Origin of the sequence: Streptomyces sp. NEAU-sy36 (assembly GCF_013423905.1) — a bacterium.
In the GTDB taxonomy this organism is placed as follows: Bacteria; Actinomycetota; Actinomycetes; order Streptomycetales; family Streptomycetaceae; genus Streptomyces; species Streptomyces misionensis.
Genome location: NZ_CP058977.1, coordinates 2001788 through 2021107, shown reverse-complemented (window position 1 = coordinate 2021107; position 19320 = coordinate 2001788). Strand labels below are relative to the sequence as shown.

The window sequence follows — 19320 nt, the reverse complement described above, 5'->3', positions numbered from 1 at the left end:
GCTGAGCCACTACTCAAGTGTCGCCTGGCGCCCGGTCAGGCGCCTGGCGTTTTCCAGGTGGCCGGTGAGCTGCTTCTGGATGCGCTCGGTCGCCTCGTCCAGCGCCCGGCGCGTGCGCCGCCCCGATCCGTCGCCCGCGTCGAACGGGTCGCCGAAGACGACGTCGACCCGGGAGCGCAGCGGGGGCAGCGCCTTTATCAACCGTCCCGGCCGGTCCGAGCTTCCCATGACGGCCACCGGCACGATCGGCGCCCCGCTGCGGACCGCGAAGTAGGCGAGGCCCGCGCGCAGCGAGGCGAAGTCGCCCTCGCCCCGGGTGCCCTCCGGGAAGATGCCCAGCACTCCCCCGGCCGCCAGGACGCCGAGGGCGTCGGTGATGGCGGTGCGGTCGGCGGCGGCGCGGTCCACCTTCAGCTGGCCGATGCCGGTCAGGAAGTCGCCCAGCGGGCCGACGAACGCCTCCTTCTTGATCAGGAAGTGCGTCGGCCGGGGCGCCACGCCCATGACCATCGGGCCGTCGATGTTGTGCGAGTGGTTCACCGCGAGGATCACCGGGCCGGTGGCGGGCACCTTCCAGGCGCCGAGCACCCGCGGCTTCCACAGGCCGTACATCAGGCCGACGCCGATGCGCCGCCCTACCTCGGCGCCTCTTTCGGAGGGCAGGCTCACTTCCCGGTCCGCTTCTCCTCGACCAGGGTGACGACGCACTCGATGACCTGGGCGAGGGTGAGCTCGGTGGTGTCCACCTCGACCGCGTCGTCGGCCTTGGCGAGCGGGGAGGTCTTGCGGCTGGAGTCGGCGGTGTCCCGCTTGATCAGCGCCTCGCGGGTGGCGTGCAGGTCCGCGCCCTTCAGCTCGCCGCTGCGGCGGGCGGCGCGGGCCTCCGGGGAGGCGGTGAGGAAGATCTTGAGGTCGGCGTCCGGCAGCACCGTCGTACCGATGTCCCGGCCCTCGACCACGATGCCCCGCTCGGCGCCGGCCGCCAGCGAGCGCTGGAGCTCGGTGATCCGGGCGCGCACCTCGGGCACCGCGCTGACCGCGCTGACCTTGGAGGTGACCTCCTGGGTGCGGATCGCCGCGGCCACGTCCACCCCGTCGACCGTGATGGTGGGGGCGGCCGGGTCGGTGCCGGAGACGATGTCGGCCTTGCCCGCGACGGCCGCGACGGCGGTGGGGTCCGCCAGGTCGATGCCGTTGTTCACCATCCACCAGGTGATCGCCCGGTACTGGGCCCCGGTGTCCAGGTAGCTGAGGCCGAGCTGCGCGGCCACGGCCTTCGACGTGCTCGACTTGCCCGTGCCGGAGGGACCGTCGATCGCGACGATCACGGGCTTGGCGGTCGGGGCGGCGCCGTTTTCCACGAGGGCACCTTCCTGGGTGTGCGGGGTGAGCGGGGGTCGGGGTGCGAGAGCGCCCCGCACAAGGTTACTGGGTGTGGGTCACTCGTCCGGACGCACATCACCGCCCGCCTTCGCCGTCCTACTGCCGCAGCGCCCAGCCCCGCTCGCGCAGCGCGCTGCTGAGCACCGGGGCCGCGTGCGGTTCGACCATGAGCTGCATCAGACCCGCCTGCTGCCCGGTGGCGTGCTCGATGCGCACGTCCTCGATGTTGACCCCGGCGCGGCCCGCGTCGGCGAAGATCCGCGCCAGCTGGCCCGGCTGGTCGTCGATGAGCACGACGACGGTCTCGTAGACCCGCGGCGCGCTGCCGTGCTTGCCGGGCACCCGCACCTGGCCCGCGTTGCCGCGGCGCAGCAGCTTCTCCACCCCGGCGCTGCCCGCGCGCCGCTTGTCCTCGTCGCAGGACTGCAGGGCGCGCAGGGCCGTCACGGTCTCGTCCAGGTCGGTGGCGACGTCGGCGAGCAGGTCGGCGACCGGGCCCGGGTTGGCGGAGAGGATGTCGATCCACATGCGCGGGTCGGAGGCGGCGATCCGGGTCACGTCCCGGATGCCCTGCCCGCACAGCCGTACGGCGGCCTCGTCGGCGTGTTCGAGGCGCGCGGCGACCATGCTGGAGACCAGGTGGGGCATGTGGGAGACGAGGGCCACGGCGCGGTCGTGGGCGTCGGCGTCCATGACGACCGGGACGGCCCGGCAGTGCGAGACCAGTTCCAGGGCGAGGTTGAGCACCTCGGTGTCGGTGTCCCGGGTGGGGGTGAGCACCCAGGGGCGGCCCTCGAAGAGGTCGCCGGTGGCGGCCAGCGGCCCGGACTTCTCCCGGCCGGACATCGGGTGCGTGCCGAGGTAGGCGGTGAGGTCCAGGCCGAGCGCCTCCAGCTCCCGGCGGGGGCCGCCCTTGACGCTGGCCACGTCCAGGTAGCCGCGGGCGAGTCCGTGGCGCATGGCGTCGGCGAGGACCGTGGCCACGTGCGCGGGCGGGGCGGCGACGATCGCCAGGTCGACGGGGCCCTCGGGGGGCGCGTCGGTGCCGGCGCCGAGCGCGGCGGCGGTCCGGGCGTGCTCCGGGTCGTGGTCGGCGAGGTGCACGGTGACCCCGCGCTGGGTCAGGGCCAGGGCGGCGGAGGTGCCGATCAGACCGGTGCCGATGACGAGTGCGGTTCTCACTGGGCGATGTCCTTGCGCAGGGCGGCCGCGGCGCCGAGGTAGACGTGGGCGATGTCGGCGCGGGGCCGGTCCGACTCGACATGGGCGAGGATCCGGACGACCCGGGGCATGGCGCCCTCGATGTCCAGCTCCTGGGCGCAGATCAGGGGCACGTCGACGATGCCCAGCTTGCGGGCGGCGGCGGCCGGGAAGTCGCTGTGCAGATCGGGGGTGGCGGTGAACCAGATGCTGATCAGGTCGTCCGGGACCAGTCCGTTGCGCTCCAGGACGGCGGTGAGCAGGGCGCCGACCCGCTCGTCCATGTGACCGGCCTCGTCCCGCTCCAGCTGGACGGCCCCCCGGACCGCTCGTACCGCCACGGCGTCGCTCCTCGCTGACAGGTGTTGTCGTGCTCGCCCGTCCAGCGTAGTCAGCCCGCGTCAGCGGAGCGTTGGGCGCCCGATCGCTGAGACGATGCGTATACCGGTTTCTTCCGGTTTCGACGCTTTCATCGGAGCGTCGGTATCCGCATCCCGACATGTGTACGGAGTGGTGAGATGACCCAGGGCGCGACGCGGCGCACGGTGATCGCGACGGGCGCGGCAGCGCTCGCGACCGGCTGCGGCGGCAACAACGGCGGCGGCACCAGCGCCGCCGCCGACAACACCCGCAACGGCACGGACAGCCCCTCCCCGACGCGGCCGGCGTCCCCGGCCGCCTCCACCTCCCCGGCGGCCGACGCGAAGAAGCTGGCGAGCACCGGCGACATCCCGGAGGGCGGCGGCAAGGTCTTCGACGGGCAGAAGATCGTGGTGACGCAGCCGTCGAAGGGCGAGTTCAAGGCGTTCTCGGCCGTGTGCACGCACATGGGGTGCACGGTGAGCCGGGTGCGGAACGGCACCATCGACTGCCCCTGCCACGGCAGCAAGTTCAAGATCGCTGACGGTTCGGTGGCCGAGGGCCCGGCGACCAAGCCGCTGGAGGAGAAGCGGATCAAGGTCGAGGGAAACTCGATCCAGCTGGGCTGAACCGCCGCGTAGGCTCCGGGCATGCAGCCCGAGGACCTGGTACGCGACCACACCGTCTACTCCTGTGTCATGGGCTCCCGGGCCTTCGGCCTGGCCACGGAGGCGAGCGACACCGACCGGCGGGGCGTGTTCCTCGCGCCCACCGCCCTGTTCTGGCGCTTCGAGAAGCCGCCGACACATGTGGAGGGGCCGGAAGAGGAGCGGTTCTCCTGGGAGCTGGAGCGGTTCTGCGAGCTGGCGCTGCGGGGCAACCCGAACATCCTGGAGTGCCTGCACTCCCCGCTGGTGGAGCGGGTGGACGACACCGGCCGTGAACTGCTGTCCCTGCGCGGCGCGTTCCTCTCCCGCAGGGCGTACGGCACCTTCACCCGCTACGCCCTCGGCCAGCGCAGGAAGCTCGACGCCGACGTGCGCACGACGGGCGCCCCGCGCTGGAAGCACGCCATGCACCTGCTGCGGCTGCTGATCAGCTGCCGCGATCTGCTGCGCACCGGCGAGCTGCGCATCGACGTGGGCGACGCCCGCGAGCCGCTGCTGGCCGTGAAGCGGGGCGAGGTGCCCTGGGCCGAGGTCGAGGCGCGGATGGCGCGGCTCGGGGCCGAGGCGGAGGCGGCGCTGGGCCGCACCCCGCTGCCGCCGGAACCGGACCAGGCCCGGGTGGCGGACTTCCTCTTCCGCGTCCGCCGCGCCTCCGCCCTGGCGTCACCGGCGCGCCCCTGACCCGCCGGCCACCGGCCGCACCCGCGCCCCGCCCGTCCGGCCCTCAGCCGGCCAGCCGTATCCGCACCACGAAGTCGTGCAACGCCTCGTGACCGCCCGCCGCGTCCGGCAGCACCGACGCGGCCTGTGCCTCGTCGAGGGCCTGGTGCAACCGCTCCACGTCCTGGGCCACCCGCGCCTGGTCGAGCCCGGGGAACACCCCGTGCTCCCGCTCCGCCTTCGCGGCGATCAGCTCGGGCACGTACGCGGGCGCGTCCCACTCGGCCGCCAGGGTGGGCAGGTGGGCCTGTACGCCGCCGGTGCGCATGAGGTGGATGCCGGTGAGCAGCACACGGAACGTGTACAGCAGCGGCTTGAGTTCGCCGGTCTTCTCGAACAGCCGCCACTGGGTGACCGCGAACCCCCGGTAGTGATGGGCGTGGTGGCTGGTGAGCACGGCCGGCGCGAGGGCGGCCAGTTCCCGGTGGGCCTCGCCGGTGTGCACGACGAGCGGCGAGAGCAGCTGCTCCAGCACATAGCCGTTGCGGCGCAGCATCAGCCGTACGAACTTGCGCAGGTCGTGGGTGACGAGGTCCAGTTCGACCCCGTAGCGCACCCATGCCTTCGACCGGGTCTCCTCCGGCTCGCGCAGGCCGACGAGGTCGGCGGTGGGCAGCAGGTGGACGCCCCGCAGGTCCACGTCCGAGTCCTGCGAGGGGAAGCCGTACAGATGGGCCCCGGAGACGGTGGCGAACAGCAGAGGGTCGGGCTGTTCGGCGACGACGGGCGCGAGATCCATGTCGAGGTTGTCGATCATGGGCCTAAGCGTCCCAGAGCGTGCCCAATGCCAACAGGTCCTCCCGGTACTCGATCCGCTCGGCCCAGTCGGCGGGCCAGGCGTCCGCGCCGAGCCAGGCGCCCGCGAAGGCGCCGGTGAGGCAGGCGATGGAGTCGGAGTCGCCGGCGGTGCAGGCGGCCCGGCGCAGCGCGGTGAGGGGCTCGTCGGGAAAGAGCAGGAAGCACAGCAGCCCGGTGGCGAAGGCCTCCTCGGCGATCCAGCCCTCGCCGGTGGCCTCGCACGGGTCGGTCTCCGGCGAGTGGGCGGCGACGGCCGCCTCGATCCGGTCCAGGATCGCCAGACACTCGTCCCAGCCGCGCGCGATGAAGTGCTCGGGGCCGGGGTCCTGGGAGCGGGTCCACAGCTCGCCGAGCCAGAGGTGGTCGTAGCGGGTGCGCCGGTCGAGGGCGTGGGCACGCAGCCGCCCGACCAGCGCGGCCGGTTCGGTGCCCCGCGCGAGCAGGTGGACCGCGTGGGCGGTGAGGTCGGAGGCCGCCAGCGCGGTGGGGTGGCCATGGGTGAGCCCGGACTGCAACTGGGCCGCGCCGGACCGCTGTTCGGCGCTCAGACCGGGGGCGAGCCCGATCGGGGCGACGCGCATGTTGGCGCCGCAGCCCTTGGAGCCGACCTGGCTGGCGTCCTGCCAGCCGCGCCCCTCGTCCATCAGCAGGCGGCAGGCGGTCAGGCAGGTGTTGCCCGGCGCGCGGTTGTTGTCCGGCGACTCGTACCAGTCCACGAACTCCTCGCGCAGCGGGGGTTCCAGACTCGCGGGCGTGAGGGGGCCGTGCGCCATCGCCCGGCGCAGGCCGCGGCCGAGGGCGAGCGTCATCTGGGTGTCGTCGGAGACGAAGGCGCGCCGCGGCAACTCCATCCCGCGCCAGGGCCCGCACTTGGCGATGATCTCGGGCACCTTGTTGAACTCGGTCGGGAAGCCCAGGGCGTCCCCGAGGGCGAGGCCGAGGAGCGCTCCGGTGGCCGGCCGCTTGGACATGAAAAACCATCCCCCTTTATCGTCATGGTGACAATAAAGGGGGACGGCGGACGGACGCAAGGCGTGCCGCCTACAGATCGACTTCCTTCATCAGCATGCCGACCTCGGTGTTGGACAGCCGGCGCAGCCAGCCCGACTTCTGGTCGCCCAGGGTGATCGGGCCGAAGGCGGTGCGCACCAGCTTGTCCACCGGGAAACCGGCCTCCGCGAGCATCCGGCGCACGATGTGCTTGCGGCCCTCGTGCAGCGTCACCTCGACCAGGTAGTTCTTGCCGGTCTGCTCGACCACCCGGAAGTGGTCGGCGCGCGCGTAGCCGTCCTCCAGCTGGATGCCGTCCTTCAGGCGCTTGCCGAGGTCGCGCGGGATCGGCCCGACGATGTGCGCGAGGTAGGTCTTGCGCACGCCGTACTTGGGGTGGGTGAGACGGTGGGCCAGCTCACCGTGGTTGGTGAGCAGGATGACGCCCTCGGTCTCGGTGTCCAGCCGGCCGACGTGGAAGAGCCGGGTCTCCCGGTTGGTGACGTAGTCGCCGAGGCACTGGCGGCCCTCCGGGTCCTCCATGGTGGAGACGACGCCGGCCGGCTTGTTCAGCGAGAAGAACTGGTACGACTGGGTCGCCACGGTCAGGCCGTCGACCTTGACCTCGTCCTTCTCCGGGTCGACCCGCTTGCCCTGCTCCAGGACGATCTCGCCGTTGACCTCGACGCGGGCCTGCTCGATCAGCTCCTCGCAGGCGCGCCGGGAGCCGTAGCCCGCGCGCGCGAGCACCTTCTGGAGCCGCTCGCCCTCCTGCTCGGCGCCCGGGAAGGTCTTGGGCAGCTTGACGTCCTTCTTGCCCGCGTACCGCTCCCGGTTGCGCTCCTCGACCCGCGTCTCGTACTCACGCGAGCGCGCGGGCGCCGTACGACCGCCCTGCTGGGGCCGCTGCTTGGGGCCGCCCTTGGCGCCGCCGCGCGCCGAACCGCCGCGCCCGGACTTGGGGCCGTCCTGGGTCGCGCCGGGGCCCACGTCGTAGCGGCGCTCCTCGGGGCGGGGCTTGCGGGGACGGCCCTGCCCCTGCCGCTCGTCCCGGTTGTTGCCGGCGCCGCGGTAGTTACCGCGCCCGCCACTCTTGCCGCTGCCGCTGCTTCGCATCAAAGTTCCGTCTTAGTCGTCTGCGTCCTCTACGCCCGGCGCGTCGGGCGCGTCCGGGTCGAACGACGGGACCCCTTCCTCGGTCTCGGCCTCGATCGCCTCCGCCTCCGGGAGGAAGGGCGCGAGCTCCGGAAGCTCGTCCAGGCCACGCAGGCCCATCCGCTCCAGGAAGTAGTTCGTCGTCCTGTACAGGATCGCACCTGTTTCGGGTTCCGCGCCCGCCTCCTCGACCAGACCCCGTTGGAGCAGGGTCCGCATCACGCCGTCGCAGTTGACCCCGCGCACGGCGGAGACCCGGCTGCGGCTGACCGGCTGGCGGTAGGCGACGACCGCGAGCGTCTCCAGCGCGGCCTGGGTGAGCCGGGCGGTCTGGCCGTCCAGGACCAGCCGCTCCACGGCGGGCGCGTAGGCGGCGCGGGTGTAGAAGCGCCAGCCGCCCGCGACGTGGCGCAGCTCGAAGCCGCGGCCCTGCACGGTGTACTCGTCGGCCAGTGCGCGCAGCGCGTCGGCGATCTGCCGCCGGGGCCGCTCCAGGATCCTGGAGAGGTGGTCCTCGGTCGCGGGCTCGTCCACGACCATGAGGACGGCCTCCAGGGCGGGCTTGAGCTCCAGCCCGGCGACGGTGCCGTCCCCCGCGGCGGCCTCGGTCGTCTCGCTCACGGCTGCTTCTCCTCCTCGGTCTGCCGGGGTGGCCGGTCGAACTCGTCGGTGACCACCGGGGCCGCGTCCCCGTCCCCGCCGGTCCAGCGCACCAGCAGCTCGCCGAGGGCCGTCTCCTGCTCCAGGGCGACGGCCTTCTCCCGGTACAGCTCCAGGAGGGCCAGGAAGCGGGCGACGACGGTCAGGGTGTCGTCGGCGTCCTCGACCAGCGCCCCGAAGCCGGCCTCGCCCAGCTCCCGCAGCCGCGCCACCACGATCCGCGCCTGCTCCTGCACGCTGACCAGCGGGGCGTGGATGTGGTCGACGTAGACCTGCGGCTTGGGCCTGGGCTGCATCGCCTTGACCGCGAGCCTGGCGAACCCCTCGGGGCCGATGCTGATCACGACCTCGGGCAGCAGCTCGGCGTGCTCGGGCTCCAGACCGACGGTACGGGGGTGGCGCCGGGCCTCCTCCTCGACGCGCGCGTTGAAAATGTCGGCGATCCGCTTGTACGCCCGGTACTGGAGCAGCCGCGCGAACAGCAGGTCCCGCGCCTCCAGCAGCGCGAGGTCGGCCTCGTCCTCCACCTCGGCGGCGGGCAGCAGCCGGGCCGCCTTCAGATCGAGCAGGGTGGCGGCCACGACCAGGAACTCCGTCGTCTGGTCCAGGTCCCAGTCCGGGCCCATCGCCCTGATGTGCGCCATGAACTCGTCGGTCACCTTCGACAGGGCGACCTCGGTGACGTCCAGCTTGTGCTTGGAGATCAGCTGGAGCAGCAGGTCGAAGGGGCCCTCGAAGTTGGAGAGGCGGACCTTGAAGACGCCGTCGGGTGCGTCGTCGGGTGCCTCGTCGGGCGCGGGTTGCGGCCCTGGTTCGGGCGCCGGCTCCGGTCCGGGCCCGGGTTCGGGTTCCGGTCCGGCGGCAGGACCTTCCTCCGGTACGACCGTCCCGTGGGCCTCTTCGAGCGCCGCGGCGCCCGGTCCCCGACCCAGCGCACGCCGACGGCCGGCGGTACCGGGGTCGGGGAGGTCGAACGAGGTCATGGCCCCCGCAGGCTACCGCTAACGTCCCCGCAGCCGTCGCACGAGGATGCTCGCGTCCCCCCGGGACTCCAGGTCGGCCAGCACCACGGCCACCGCCTCGCGCACGATGCGCCCGCGGTCCACCGCGAGTCCGTGCTCGCCCCGGAGCACCAGCCGCGCGTGCTCCAGGTCCATCAGTTCCTCGGCGGACACGTACACGGTGATCTTCTCGTCGTGCCGCTCGCGCCCGCTGGGCCGGCGGCTCGCCGCCCGTCCCCGCTTGCGCGGCTGGGCGGCGGCCGCGGGGCCGTCCGCCGCGGACTGCCGGCGCCGGCCGCGGGACTCGGCGTCGGCGGGCTCCGCCTCCGCCGCCACGTGCTCCACGCCCTCGCCGTCGCCGCTCTGCACGGGCACGGCCTGCGGCGCGTCCTCGGCGGCGGCCACGTCGTCGCTCTCCTGCGCGGGAGCCGGCACCCGGGCCTCACCGCCCGCCGCGCGCCGGGGAGTCGACGGCTGCAACGCCGTCCCCCCTGTCGTACGGAAGAGTTCGTCGGCCCCCGGCAGACTCACTCGGCGTGACACCGGGCGAGCACCTCCCTGGCGAGCTGGCGGTAGGCGGCGGCACCGACGGAGTTGGAGGCGTACGTGGTGATCGGCTCACCGGCGACCGTGGTCTCCGGGAAACGGACCGTGCGCCCGATGACCGTGTGGTAGACGTGGTCGTCGAACGCCTCGACCACCCGGGCGAGGACCTCGCGGCTGTGCACCGTGCGCGAGTCGTACATGGTGGCGAGGATGCCGTCCAGCTCCAGCTCGGGGTTGAGCCGTTCCTGGACCTTCTCGATGGTCTCGGTCAGCAGCGCGACACCGCGCAGCGCGAAGAACTCGCACTCCAGCGGCACGATCACCTTGTGCGCGGCGGTCAGCGCGTTCACCGTGAGCAGGCCGAGCGAGGGCTGGCAGTCGATCACGATGTAGTCGTAGTCGGGCAGCAGCGGCTTGAGCGCCCGCTGGAGCGTGGACTCGCGCGCGACCTCGGAGACCAGCTGGACCTCGGCGGCCGACAGGTCGATGTTGGAGGGCAGCAGGTCCATGTTGGGGACCGCGGTCTTCAGCAGGACCTCGTCCGCGGACATGCCCCGCTCCATGAGCAGGTTGTAGACCGTGAGGTCGAGTTCCATGGGGTTGACGCCGAGACCCACCGACAGCGCGCCCTGCGGGTCGAAGTCCACGAGCAGCACGCGCCGGCCGTACTCCGCGAGCGCGGCACCCAGGTTGATGGTCGACGTCGTCTTGCCGACGCCGCCCTTCTGGTTGCACATCGCGATGATCTTCGCGGGGCCGTGGTCGGTCAGCGGGCCCGGGATCGGGAAGTACGGCAGCGGGCGTCCGGTGGGACCGATGCGCTCACGGCGCTGGCGGGCCGCGTCGGGCGCGAGCGTGGCCGCGTACTCCGGATCGGGCTCGTACTCGGCGTCGGGGTCGTAGAAGTGCCCCTCGGGCAGTTCGTCGTAGTCGGCGAAGTGGTTGTGGGGCGCGCCACTTCCGTCGCCGGCCATGGCGTTCACGTGATGGCCATCCATGCTCTGGTGTGCTGTCCGGGGCCTGGGCGCTCCCGGACTCTGGTGGGCTGCGAAGGTGCGCACAGCTACGGAGCCGACAGCCTCGAATCCCGCGGGCCCCTGGCCCCCTGCGGGCATTCCTGGTTGACCACCCCCGGGAGAAAATGTCGACTCATTCACAAGTCGTCTTACCTCCTTGGTGACCAGGAAACTTCTAGACAAGGTCAGCGTGGCACCATGCCGACGGTTGGCGACTCTATGGCGTGTCGGCGGTCCGCAGCAACACAATCCGCCGGACCCGGCAGGATGTGTCGGCAATGAAACATGTCGCTGTCAAGGGCGTACGGCCGTCGCACAGCAGGTTTCACCGGGGTGCGAATCGGTTGAACGGTTACGTTCGAGGCGAGTTGACCGAGAGTCGCAAAGTGACCATACACACATCCGGCCGGACCTTGTCGGGCAAGGTCCGGCCGGGCGTGGGCGGTTGACGAGACGTGTTGACGAATCGCCTTTTGCCGGTGAGCGACTTGGCGACCCACCTGGTCGCGGAGGTCAGCCGAGCAGCGAGGCCAGCTCGACGTGCTCCAGGCCGTGGGCCTCGGCGACCTCCTTGTAAACCACCTTGCCGTCGTGGGTGTTGAGACCCTTGGCGAGCGCGGCGTCGCGGCGCAGCGCCTCGACCCAGCCGTTGTTGGCGAGGGAGACGATGTACGGCAGCGTCGCGTTGGTGAGGGCGTTGGTGGAGGTGTTCGGCACACCGCCCGGCATGTTGGCGACGCAGTAGAAGACCGAGTTGTGGACCTCGAAGGTCGGCTCGGCGTGCGTGGTGGGACGGGAGTCCTCGAAGCAGCCACCCTGGTCGATCGCGATGTCGACAAGGACACTTCCGGGCTTCATGCGGGCGACCAGCTCGTTGGTGACGAGCTTCGGGGCCTTGGCGCCCGGGATCAGCACCGCGCCGATGACCAGGTCGGCGTCCAGGACGGCCTTCTCCAGCTCGAAGGCGTTGGACATGATCGCCTTGACCTTCGTGCCGAAGATCTTGTCGGCCTCGCGCAGCTTGTTGATGTCGCGGTCGAGCAGGGTCACGTCGAAGCCCATGCCGACGGCGACCTGGGTGGCGTTCCAGCCGGAGACGCCGCCGCCGATGACCACGGCCTTGGCCGGGGTCACGCCCGGGACACCGCCGGGCAGCACACCACGGCCGCCGTTGGCGCGCATCAGGTGGTAGGCGCCGACCTGCGGGGCCAGCCGGCCCGCGACCTCGGACATCGGGGCGAGCAGCGGCAGCGAGCGGTTGGGCAGCTCGACCGTCTCGTAGGCGATGGCCGTGGTGCCGGACTCGATCAGCGCGTCCGTGCACTCCTTGGAGGCGGCCAGGTGCAGGTAGGTGAAGAGGATCTGGTCCTTGCGAAGGCGGTGGTACTCCTCCGCGATGGGCTCCTTGACCTTCAGCAGCAGGTCGGCGGCGGCCCACACCTCGTCGGCGGTGTCCAGGATCTGGCCACCGGCGGCCACGTACTCGGCGTCCGTGATCGAGGAGCCGATGCCGGCGCCCCGCTCGATGACGACCTGGTGGCCGTTGCGCACCAGCTCGTGCACGCCGGCGGGGGTGATGGCCACCCGGAACTCGTTGTTCTTGACCTCGCGGGGGATGCCGACCTTCACGTCGATCACGGTCCTTGGCTCAGGGGTATGGGGGTGCATTACAGACGTACCCAGACATGCCTTGGCATACCGGGAGACACCGCAGGAACATGCGGCAGAGCCAGTTTAATGAAGGTGTTCCGCCTGTCTAGCCTTTCATTGCATCAATCTTCTGACGATGCACCTCGGATTTCGTAGGCGTTCGCGTCCTGTTCCAGGCTTGTGTCCTGCTGTGACGGCCGTTCCGGGCCCTCCTCACCCAGCAGACGCCCGGCCGCGGCCCGGTGCAAGCGGGCCGCCGTCGGGTCGCCGAGGCGCTCCAGGGTGTCGGCCAGGCGCAGCTGCAACGCGGCCTGGAGGCGGACGTCGTCCGCGCGCCGCGCCCACTCCACCGCCTCCTGGCAGGTGCGCAGCGATTCCTGCGGCCGTCCCGCGTACTCCTGCACCCGGGCCATCTCGCTCAACGCCCTTGCGTGGGCCGCGACTTCACCGCTCTTGCGGTAGGCCGCGCAGGCCGCCCGCCAGTTCCGCAGCGCCTCGCCGTAGCGGCCCGCGTAGGTGTGGGCGGTGGCGATCCGGCCGTACAGCCGGGCGGCCTCGGTGCGCTCGCCGCGGGCCAGCCGGTCCGCCAGCGCCCGCCCGAACCAGTCGGCGGCCCGGTCGTAGTCCCCCAGCTCCTGGTGGGCACCGCCTACGGATTCCATCGCGCGGCCGGTCGCGTACGGGTCGTTCGCCTCGCGTCCGGCGTCCAGCGCGTCCCGGTAGCGGGCCAGCGCGTCCCGGGTGCGGCCGGTCTGGGCGTCCAGGTCGCCCAGGTTCAGCAGCGCCGCGGCCCGCTCCCGGGGCAGCCCGCGCCGCTGCGCGACATCCAGCACCAGTCCGTGCACGCCGTACAGGTCGGCGGCCGCGGCCTGGGTGCCGACATGCGCCGCGAAGGCCCTGACCAGCTGCGACAGCAGCCGCCTGGCCAGGGTGTCCAGTTCTCCGTCGGCCACCGCGAGCCGGGCGGAGGCCAGCAGCGCGGGCCTGCGCACGCGCAGCCACTCGGCGGCCGCGCGGGGGTCGGCGAAGCGCACCGCCGGGGGCAGGGCCTGGATCTTCTCGCGGGACTGCGGGCTGTCGGTCTCGGTGACGGCCCGGCAGGAGTGCAGCAGCCGTACCGTGCGCTCCAGCATCCGGGCCCGGGCCAGCTGGAGCTCCCCCGGCCGCTCCTGTGCCTCGGCCAGGGCGCGCAGCAGCGGGTGCAGCCAGCCCGGCACCTCGTACTCGGCGAGCGGCGAGTCCACCCGCCGCAGCAGGCCGAGGGCGACGAAGTCGTCCAGGGTGGCACGGGCGGCCTCCACCGAGCAGCCGGCCAGCGCGGAGGCGGTCTGGTCGTCGACCGGGCCGGCCGGGGCCAGGCTGAGCAGTCGCAGTATCCGGGCGGCGGGGCCGGGCAGCTCCTCGTGCACCAGCCGGAAGACGCGGGCCAGTGGGGTGGCGTCGGCGTCGTCCGCGCCGTCCTGCCCATAGGTGTGCATCCGCTTGGCGAGGTCGGAGACGGCGGCCTTGGGGCGGGCGGCGAGCCAGCCGCCGGCCAGCACCAGGGTGGCCGGGTGGCCCTGGCAGGCCTCCGCCAGACTCTCGGCGGAGCGGGGGTCGACGGTGACGCGGACCGAGCCGGTGTAGCGGGTGAGCAGCTCGACGGCGGACTTGGTGTCGAGGCCGCCCAGGGTGCAGGGGCGGACGTCCGCGATGCCGGTGAGCGGGCCCTTGGAGACGGCCACCACCAAACAGTCCGGGGCGTCCGGGAGCAGCGCGTCGACCTGTTCGGCGCCGGCCGCGTCGTCCAGGAACAGCAGTGCCCGGCGGCCGGCGAGGGCGGTGCGCAGGGCCTCGGCAAGATCGTCCTCGGCGGCGCCGGCCGGCGCGGGCACCCGCAGCGCGGCCAGCAGCTCGCGGGCGACGCGCTCCACCGGGACCGGGGTGCCGTCGGCCTCGCCGAGCCGGGCGCGCAGCACCCCGTCGGGGTAACGGTGCGCGACCTGGCGGACCAGTTCGGCGGCGAGGGTGGTGCGGCCGGAACCGGGGCGCCCGGCGATCAGCAGGACCCGCGCGCGGGGCGCCTTCCGGCCGGAGATGGTGTCCAGGCCCGCGCGCTCGATGTCGGCGCGCAGCTCCTTCAACTCCCGTGCGCGGCCCAGGAAATGGTCCCCGTCGGCCGAGGGCGCGGACAGCCGCGCACCGCCTGTGTCCACCGCCTGATCCGTCACGGGCCACACTCCCGTCCCACACCGCACGCGCAAGCCCGCCGGATCTTCCGGTACGGGCGTTGAAGAGCCTAGTTCACGCTCTGCGACGTTCCGCTCGGAGCACGGCGAGGACGACGGGGACATCGCCCGATCGGATCAGGCGATGGTCACACCAATAGGGTTCAGCGCGGTCTCAGGAGGAGAACGGGCGGGCCGGCCAGGGCGCGTCCGCCGGGCGCAGCGCGTCCAGCCCGTCCCCGCCGCGCGCGGCCACCAGGGAGAGCACCCCGACGACCAGGCAGTTGTTGTGCACGTCACCGGCGAGCACGAGGCGCACCAGCTCGTCGACCGGCACCCGCGCGTGCTGCATGTCGGTCTCCTCGTGCTCCGCCGCGAAGCGCTCCCCCTCGGCCTCGGACAGATCGCGCGCGAGGAAGATCCGCACGGCCTCGTCGCAGCCGCCGGGGGTGGTGTACACGTCGGTGAGCACCCGCCAGTCCTCGGCCTTGACGTGGGCCTCCTCGTACAGCTCGCGCTGGGCGGCGTGCAGCGGGTTCTCGCCCGGCACGTCGAGCAGCCCGGCCGGGATCTCCCACAGCTTGTGGCGCACCGGGTGGCGGTACTGGTTGATCAGCAGCACCCGGTCCTCCTCGTCGAGGGCGAGGACGGCGACCGAGCCCGGGTGGACCTGGTAGTCGCGGCGGACCACCGAGCCGTCCGGCATGACCACCTCGTCGGTGCGCACCGAGGTCTTGTTGCCGACGAAGGGGGTCTCCGTCGCCCGGATCTCCCACTCCTCGCGGGTGTCCTTGATCGTCGTCATGCCCTGTCCTTCCCCATGTGCACGAACGGCCGGGACGCGGTCCTCGCGGACACGCGCGCCCCGGCCACCGTACAACTCCCTCGTTACTCCGCGATCTTCCGCTCGACCGCGGCCTTCACCAGACCGGCGAAGAGCGGGTGCGGGCGGGTCGGCCGCGAGCGCAGCTCCGGGTGCGCCTGGGTGGCGACCAGGTAGGGATGCGTCTCACGCGGGTACTCGACGTACTCCACGAGCTTGCCGTCCGGGGAGGTGCCGGAGAACTGGATGCCCGCCTTCTTCTCCAGCTCCGCGCGGTAGGCGTTGTTCACCTCGTAGCGGTGACGGTGCCGTTCCTCGACGTACTCCTTGCCGTCGTACGCCTCGCGCACGAGGGAGCCCTCGGCCAGCTTGGCCGGGTACATGCCCAGGCGCATCGTGCCGCCCATGTCGCCCTCGCCGGCCACGATGTCCAGCTGCTCGGCCATGGTGGAGATCACCGGGTGGGCGGTGGCCGGGTCGAACTCGGTGGAGTTGGCGTCCGGGATGCCGGCCAGGTTGCGCGCGGCCTCGATGACGATGCACTGGAGGCCGAGGCAGAGGCCGAGCAGCGGGATCTTGTTCTCGCGGGCGTAGCGGATGGCGCCGACCTTGCCGAGCACACCGCGGTCGCCGAAGCCGCCCGGGATGCAGATGCCGTCGACGTCGGCGAGCTGCGCCTTGGCGCCGGCCGGGGTCTTGCAGTCGTCGGAGGTGACCCACTTGATCTTCACGCGGGCGCGGTTGGCGAAGCCGCCGGCGCGCATCGCCTCGGTGACCGAGAGGTAGGCGTCGGGCAGGTCGATGTACTTGCCGACCAGGGCGAGGGTGACCTCGTGCTCCGGGTTGTGGACCCGGTCCAGCAGGTCGTCCCAGGTCGTCCAGTCCACGTCCCGGAAGGGCAGGTCGAGCTTGCGCACCACATAGGCGTCCAGGCCCTCGGTGTGCACGACCTTCGGGATGTCGTAGATCGAGCGGGCGTCCGGGCAGGCCACCACGGCGGCCTCGTCCACGTCGCACATCAGCGAGATCTTGCGCTTGATGGCGGTGGGGACCTCGCGGTCGCAGCGCAGCACGATGGCGTCCGGCTGGATGCCGATGTTGCGCAGCGCGGCGACGGAGTGCTGGGTCGGCTTGGTCTTCAGCTCGCCGGAGGGGCCGATGTAGGGCAGCAGGGAGATGTGCACCACGAAGACGTTGTCCCGGCCCACCTCGTGGCGGACCTGGCGGACGGTCTCCAGGAACGGCAGCGACTCGATGTCGCCGACGGTGCCGCCGACCTCGGTGATGACGACGTCCACCGCGTCGGTCGCCATGCGGCGGATGCGGTGCTTGATCTCGTTGGTGATGTGCGGGATGACCTGCACGGTGTCGCCCAGGTACTCGCCGCGGCGCTCCTTGGCGATCACCGTCGAGTACACCTGGCCGGTGGTCACGTTGGCCGAGCCGTCCAGGTCGCGGTCGAGGAAGCGCTCGTAGTGGCCGATGTCCAGGTCGGTCTCGGCGCCGTCGTTGGTGACGAACACCTCACCGTGCTGGAAGGGGTTCATCGTGCCCGGGTCGACGTTCAGGTAGGGGTCGAGCTTCTGCATCACGACGCGCAGGCCACGGGCCTTGAGCAGCATGCCCAGGCTGGAGGCGGTGAGGCCCTTGCCGAGCGAGGAGGCGACACCCCCGGTGACGAAGATGTGCTTGGTCGTCGTAGATTTCGGCGGCATGGCCAAGAGGGGGCTCCCGTGGTCGCTGGCTGTCGTGCGGTGCGGCTGTCCGCCCCGGATCGCTCCGAGGGTGCCGTCGCTGCGGTTCGGGGGTTTCGGCCCACCGGTCCACGGGCTACCAGGGTATCAGCGCCCGGAGGCAATGGCTTCCGGCCACGCTCCGTGCACGGATACGTCGACTTTCGGCCACCTTGTGCGTACGGACGCGCACCCAGTGGCACCGGAACCGGGGGTGCGGAGGACCCGTCGGCCCCCTGCGCCCCAGGGGTAAGCACAGTCCCGTGCGCCCCACACGATCATCACCAAGGGCTCACTCGTTCGGCGCACACAGGTTGCCCGGAGCGGCACGCGGATCACCCGGGTGCGTCGTATCCTGCTCGGACATTCACTGCCGGGCCCGGCCGGACGACGGCACACCCCCGCCCGAATCACCCGGAACAACGAGAGCGCGGCAGTTCGTTGAGCAAAGACTGTCGTTTTGCCTCAGGGCTCGGCGGGCTGCTTTGCTTCACCGCTCAACGACGCACAACAACGACCCCTTGACCGCACTAGCGACAGCCCCCCTTGCGCGGGGGTGACGTGGCCGTTCGACTGGAGTTGCACGTGGCCGGGCGCATCGAAGACTACGCACTCATCGGAGACATGCAGACCGCCGCACTGGTCTGCCGGGACGGCACGGTGGACTGGCTGTGCCTGCCCCGCTTCGACTCGCATGCCATCTTCGCCGGCCTGCTGGGCACCGAGGAGCACGGCTTCTGGCGGCTCGGCCCGGCGCACGCGGCCGACTCCCAGCCGCCCACGGCGGCCCGCCGCGGCTACCGGGGCGACTCGCTGATCCTGGAATCGGAGTGGGACACCCCGCGCGGCACCGTCCGCGTGACCGATTTCATGCCCCCGCGCGACGGCGCCCCCCAGCTGATCCGGATCGTGGAGGGCGTCACCGGCCGGGTGCCGATGCGCTCGGTGCTGCGGATGCGCTTCTCCTACGGCCGGGTCGTGCCCTGGGTGCACAAGCACGAGGGCCGCACGGTCGCCGTCGCCGGGCCCGACTCCGTGTGGTTCGACACCGACGTCGAGACCTACGGGAAGTCGCTGACCACCTACGCGGACTTCACGGTCGCCCCCGGTGACCGGATCGCGTTCACGATCTCCTGGGAGCCCTCGCACAAGGAGCCGCCCGCCCTGCCGGAGCCGGAGCAGTCGCTGGAGGCGACCGAGCACTTCTGGCGCGAGTGGGTGGAGCAGTGCACGTACCACGGCCCGTACCGCGAGGCGGTGATCCGCTCCCTGATCACGCTGAAGGCACTGACCTACGCGCCCACCGGCGGCATCGTCGCCGCCCCCACCACCTCGCTGCCCGAGGACATCGGCGGCGTGCGCAACTGGGACTACCGCTACACGTGGCTGCGCGACGCGGCGATCACCCTGTCCTCGCTGCTGCGCACCGGCTACCGCGAGGAGGCCCGCGCCTGGCGCGAGTGGCTGCTGCGGGCGGTCGCGGGCGACCCGGAGAACCTGCAGATCATGTACGGCATCGCGGGCGAGCGCGAGCTGGGCGAGGCCGAGCTGGACTGGCTGCCTGGCTACGAGGGCTCGGCCCCGGTCCGGGTCGGCAACGGCGCGGCCCACCAGCTCCAGCTGGACGTGTACGGCGAGGTCACCGAGGCCCTGCACCTGGCCCACATGACGGGCCTGGCCCGCAACGACTACGCGTCCCTGCTCCAGCTGAAGCTGATCCGCTACCTGGAGGACCACTGGCAGGAGCCGGACGAGGGCATCTGGGAGGTGCGCGGCCCGCGCCGGCACTTCGTGCACTCCAAGGTGATGGCCTGGGTCGCGGTGGACCGCACCATCAAGCTGATCGAGTCCGGTGACGCGGACGGCCCGCTGGAGCGCTGGCGCGAACTGCGCGACGACATCCACCGGGACGTGTGCGAGAAGGGCTACGACAAGGAGCGCAACACCTTCACCCAGTCCTACGGCTCCAAGGAGCTGGACGCCTCCCTGCTGCTGATCCCGCAGATGGGCTTCCTGCCCCCGGACGACAAGCGCGTCATCGGCACCATCGAGGCGATCCAGCGCGAGCTGTCCACCTCCGACGGCTTCATCCTGCGCTACCCGACCGAGGGCCAGGACGAGGGCGTCGACGGCCTCCCCGGCGACGAGGGCGCCTTCCTGGCGTGCTCGTTCTGGATGGCCGACGACCTGGCGATGATCGGCCGCGTGGACGAGGCCCGCAGGCTCTTCGAGAAGCTGCTCGCCCTGCGCAACGACCTCGGTCTGCTCGCGGAGGAATGGGACCCCCGCCTCAAGCGCCAGGTGGGCAACTTCCCGCAGGCGTTCAGCCACGTGCCGCTGATCGACACGGCGCTGCGGCTGACGGCCTCGGGGGCGTACGGCGGCTGACGGCCGTGCCCCGACGCGCTCC

Annotated in this window: 18 protein-coding genes; 3 read left to right on the top strand and 15 right to left on the bottom strand. The window is 72.0% G+C overall.

The window, feature by feature from the left end; all coding sequences use genetic code 11:
• Window positions 1–9: 9 nt before the first annotated feature.
• From HZZ00_RS09190 to aroH, 4 genes are all read right to left on the bottom strand, one after another.
• Window positions 10–612, bottom strand: coding sequence for a 1-acyl-sn-glycerol-3-phosphate acyltransferase (locus HZZ00_RS09190; RefSeq protein WP_257585930.1), 603 nt, complete (start codon window positions 610–612; stop codon window positions 10–12).
• 53 nt (window positions 613–665) lie between these two features.
• Window positions 666–1361, bottom strand: a complete 696-nt coding sequence (cmk, locus tag HZZ00_RS09185) for a (d)CMP kinase (protein WP_180331735.1) — start codon at window positions 1359–1361, stop codon at window positions 666–668.
• A gap of 118 nt (window positions 1362–1479) precedes the next feature.
• Window positions 1480–2565: a prephenate dehydrogenase gene (locus HZZ00_RS09180; protein WP_180331734.1), complete on the bottom strand. Its 1086-nt coding sequence runs from the start codon at window positions 2563–2565 to the stop codon at window positions 1480–1482.
• Window positions 2562–2924: a chorismate mutase gene (gene aroH / locus HZZ00_RS09175; RefSeq protein WP_180331733.1), complete on the bottom strand. Its 363-nt coding sequence runs from the start codon at window positions 2922–2924 to the stop codon at window positions 2562–2564. The genes HZZ00_RS09180 and aroH overlap by 4 nt, the downstream gene beginning before the upstream one ends.
• A gap of 177 nt (window positions 2925–3101) precedes the next feature.
• Here aroH and HZZ00_RS09170 point away from each other — a divergent pair, with 177 nt between their 5' ends.
• Window positions 3102–3572 carry a Rieske (2Fe-2S) protein gene (locus HZZ00_RS09170; RefSeq protein ID WP_180331732.1) on the top strand — a complete coding sequence of 157 codons (471 nt, stop codon included), beginning with the start codon at window positions 3102–3104 and terminating at the stop codon, window positions 3570–3572.
• 21 nt (window positions 3573–3593) lie between these two features.
• Window positions 3594–4292: a DNA polymerase beta superfamily protein gene (locus tag HZZ00_RS09165; protein ID WP_180331731.1), complete on the top strand. Its 699-nt coding sequence runs from the start codon at window positions 3594–3596 to the stop codon at window positions 4290–4292.
• Window positions 4293–4335: 43 nt separating this feature from the next.
• Here HZZ00_RS09165 and HZZ00_RS09160 read toward each other — a convergent pair whose 3' ends face one another.
• From HZZ00_RS09160 to HZZ00_RS09110, 11 genes are all read right to left on the bottom strand, one after another.
• Window positions 4336–5088 (bottom strand): DNA polymerase beta superfamily protein, encoded by a 753-nt coding sequence (locus HZZ00_RS09160; protein WP_180331730.1) that lies wholly within the window; start codon window positions 5086–5088, stop codon window positions 4336–4338.
• Between the two features lie 4 nt (window positions 5089–5092).
• On the bottom strand, window positions 5093–6100 hold the full coding sequence (locus HZZ00_RS09155) for an ADP-ribosylglycohydrolase family protein (RefSeq protein WP_180331729.1): 1008 nt from the start codon (window positions 6098–6100) through the stop codon (window positions 5093–5095).
• A gap of 70 nt (window positions 6101–6170) precedes the next feature.
• The gene (locus HZZ00_RS09150; protein ID WP_180331728.1) at window positions 6171–7235 is read right to left on the bottom strand and encodes a pseudouridine synthase; all 1065 of its coding nucleotides are present in this window, start codon (window positions 7233–7235) and stop codon (window positions 6171–6173) included.
• A gap of 12 nt (window positions 7236–7247) precedes the next feature.
• Complete coding sequence (gene scpB / locus HZZ00_RS09145; RefSeq protein WP_180331727.1) at window positions 7248–7895, bottom strand: SMC-Scp complex subunit ScpB; 648 nt, start codon at window positions 7893–7895, stop codon at window positions 7248–7250.
• Window positions 7892–8917 (bottom strand): ScpA family protein, encoded by a 1026-nt coding sequence (locus HZZ00_RS09140; protein WP_180331726.1) that lies wholly within the window; start codon window positions 8915–8917, stop codon window positions 7892–7894. The genes scpB and HZZ00_RS09140 overlap by 4 nt, the downstream gene beginning before the upstream one ends.
• Window positions 8918–8935: 18 nt before the next feature.
• Entirely contained in the window at window positions 8936–9478 is a 543-nt protein-coding gene (locus HZZ00_RS09135) for a hypothetical protein (RefSeq protein ID WP_180331725.1), read from the bottom strand.
• Complete coding sequence (locus HZZ00_RS09130) at window positions 9463–10596, bottom strand: ParA family protein (protein WP_146465362.1); 1134 nt, start codon at window positions 10594–10596, stop codon at window positions 9463–9465. The genes HZZ00_RS09135 and HZZ00_RS09130 overlap by 16 nt, the downstream gene beginning before the upstream one ends.
• Window positions 10597–11010: 414 nt before the next feature.
• Window positions 11011–12135, bottom strand: a complete 1125-nt coding sequence (gene ald, locus HZZ00_RS09125; protein ID WP_180331724.1) for an alanine dehydrogenase — start codon at window positions 12133–12135, stop codon at window positions 11011–11013.
• Between the two features lie 134 nt (window positions 12136–12269).
• Window positions 12270–14357, bottom strand: a complete 2088-nt coding sequence (locus HZZ00_RS09120; protein ID WP_180331723.1) for a tetratricopeptide repeat protein — start codon at window positions 14355–14357, stop codon at window positions 12270–12272.
• Window positions 14358–14529: 172 nt separating this feature from the next.
• Window positions 14530–15159 carry an NUDIX hydrolase gene (locus HZZ00_RS09115; RefSeq protein WP_070028011.1) on the bottom strand — a complete coding sequence of 210 codons (630 nt, stop codon included), beginning with the start codon at window positions 15157–15159 and terminating at the stop codon, window positions 14530–14532.
• 83 nt (window positions 15160–15242) lie between these two features.
• Complete coding sequence (locus HZZ00_RS09110) at window positions 15243–16892, bottom strand: CTP synthase (protein WP_180333437.1); 1650 nt, start codon at window positions 16890–16892, stop codon at window positions 15243–15245.
• A gap of 603 nt (window positions 16893–17495) precedes the next feature.
• On the opposite strand from HZZ00_RS09110, the gene HZZ00_RS09105 reads away from it, so the two are divergent.
• Complete coding sequence (locus HZZ00_RS09105; RefSeq protein ID WP_180333436.1) at window positions 17496–19298, top strand: glycoside hydrolase family 15 protein; 1803 nt, start codon at window positions 17496–17498, stop codon at window positions 19296–19298.
• Window positions 19299–19320 lie beyond the last annotated feature (22 nt).

Excerpts from the sequence above, each read along its gene's own strand:
- HZZ00_RS09190 (WP_257585930.1), bottom strand. The coding sequence starts at position 612 with ATGTACGGCCTGTGGAAGCCGCGGGTGCTCGGCGCCTGGAAGGTGCCC.
- HZZ00_RS09170 (WP_180331732.1), top strand. The coding sequence starts at position 3,102 with ATGACCCAGGGCGCGACGCGGCGCACGGTGATCGCGACGGGCGCGGCA.
- HZZ00_RS09165 (WP_180331731.1), top strand. The coding sequence starts at position 3,594 with ATGCAGCCCGAGGACCTGGTACGCGACCACACCGTCTACTCCTGTGTC.
- HZZ00_RS09160 (WP_180331730.1), bottom strand. The coding sequence starts at position 5,088 with ATGATCGACAACCTCGACATGGATCTCGCGCCCGTCGTCGCCGAACAG.
- HZZ00_RS09155 (WP_180331729.1), bottom strand. The coding sequence starts at position 6,100 with ATGTCCAAGCGGCCGGCCACCGGAGCGCTCCTCGGCCTCGCCCTCGGG.
- HZZ00_RS09150 (WP_180331728.1), bottom strand. The coding sequence starts at position 7,235 with ATGCGAAGCAGCGGCAGCGGCAAGAGTGGCGGGCGCGGTAACTACCGC.
- HZZ00_RS09140 (WP_180331726.1), bottom strand. The coding sequence starts at position 8,917 with ATGACCTCGTTCGACCTCCCCGACCCCGGTACCGCCGGCCGTCGGCGT.
- HZZ00_RS09130 (WP_146465362.1), bottom strand. The coding sequence starts at position 10,596 with ATGCCCGCAGGGGGCCAGGGGCCCGCGGGATTCGAGGCTGTCGGCTCC.
- HZZ00_RS09115 (WP_070028011.1), bottom strand. The coding sequence starts at position 15,159 with ATGACGACGATCAAGGACACCCGCGAGGAGTGGGAGATCCGGGCGACG.
- HZZ00_RS09110 (WP_180333437.1), bottom strand. The coding sequence starts at position 16,892 with ATGCCGCCGAAATCTACGACGACCAAGCACATCTTCGTCACCGGGGGT.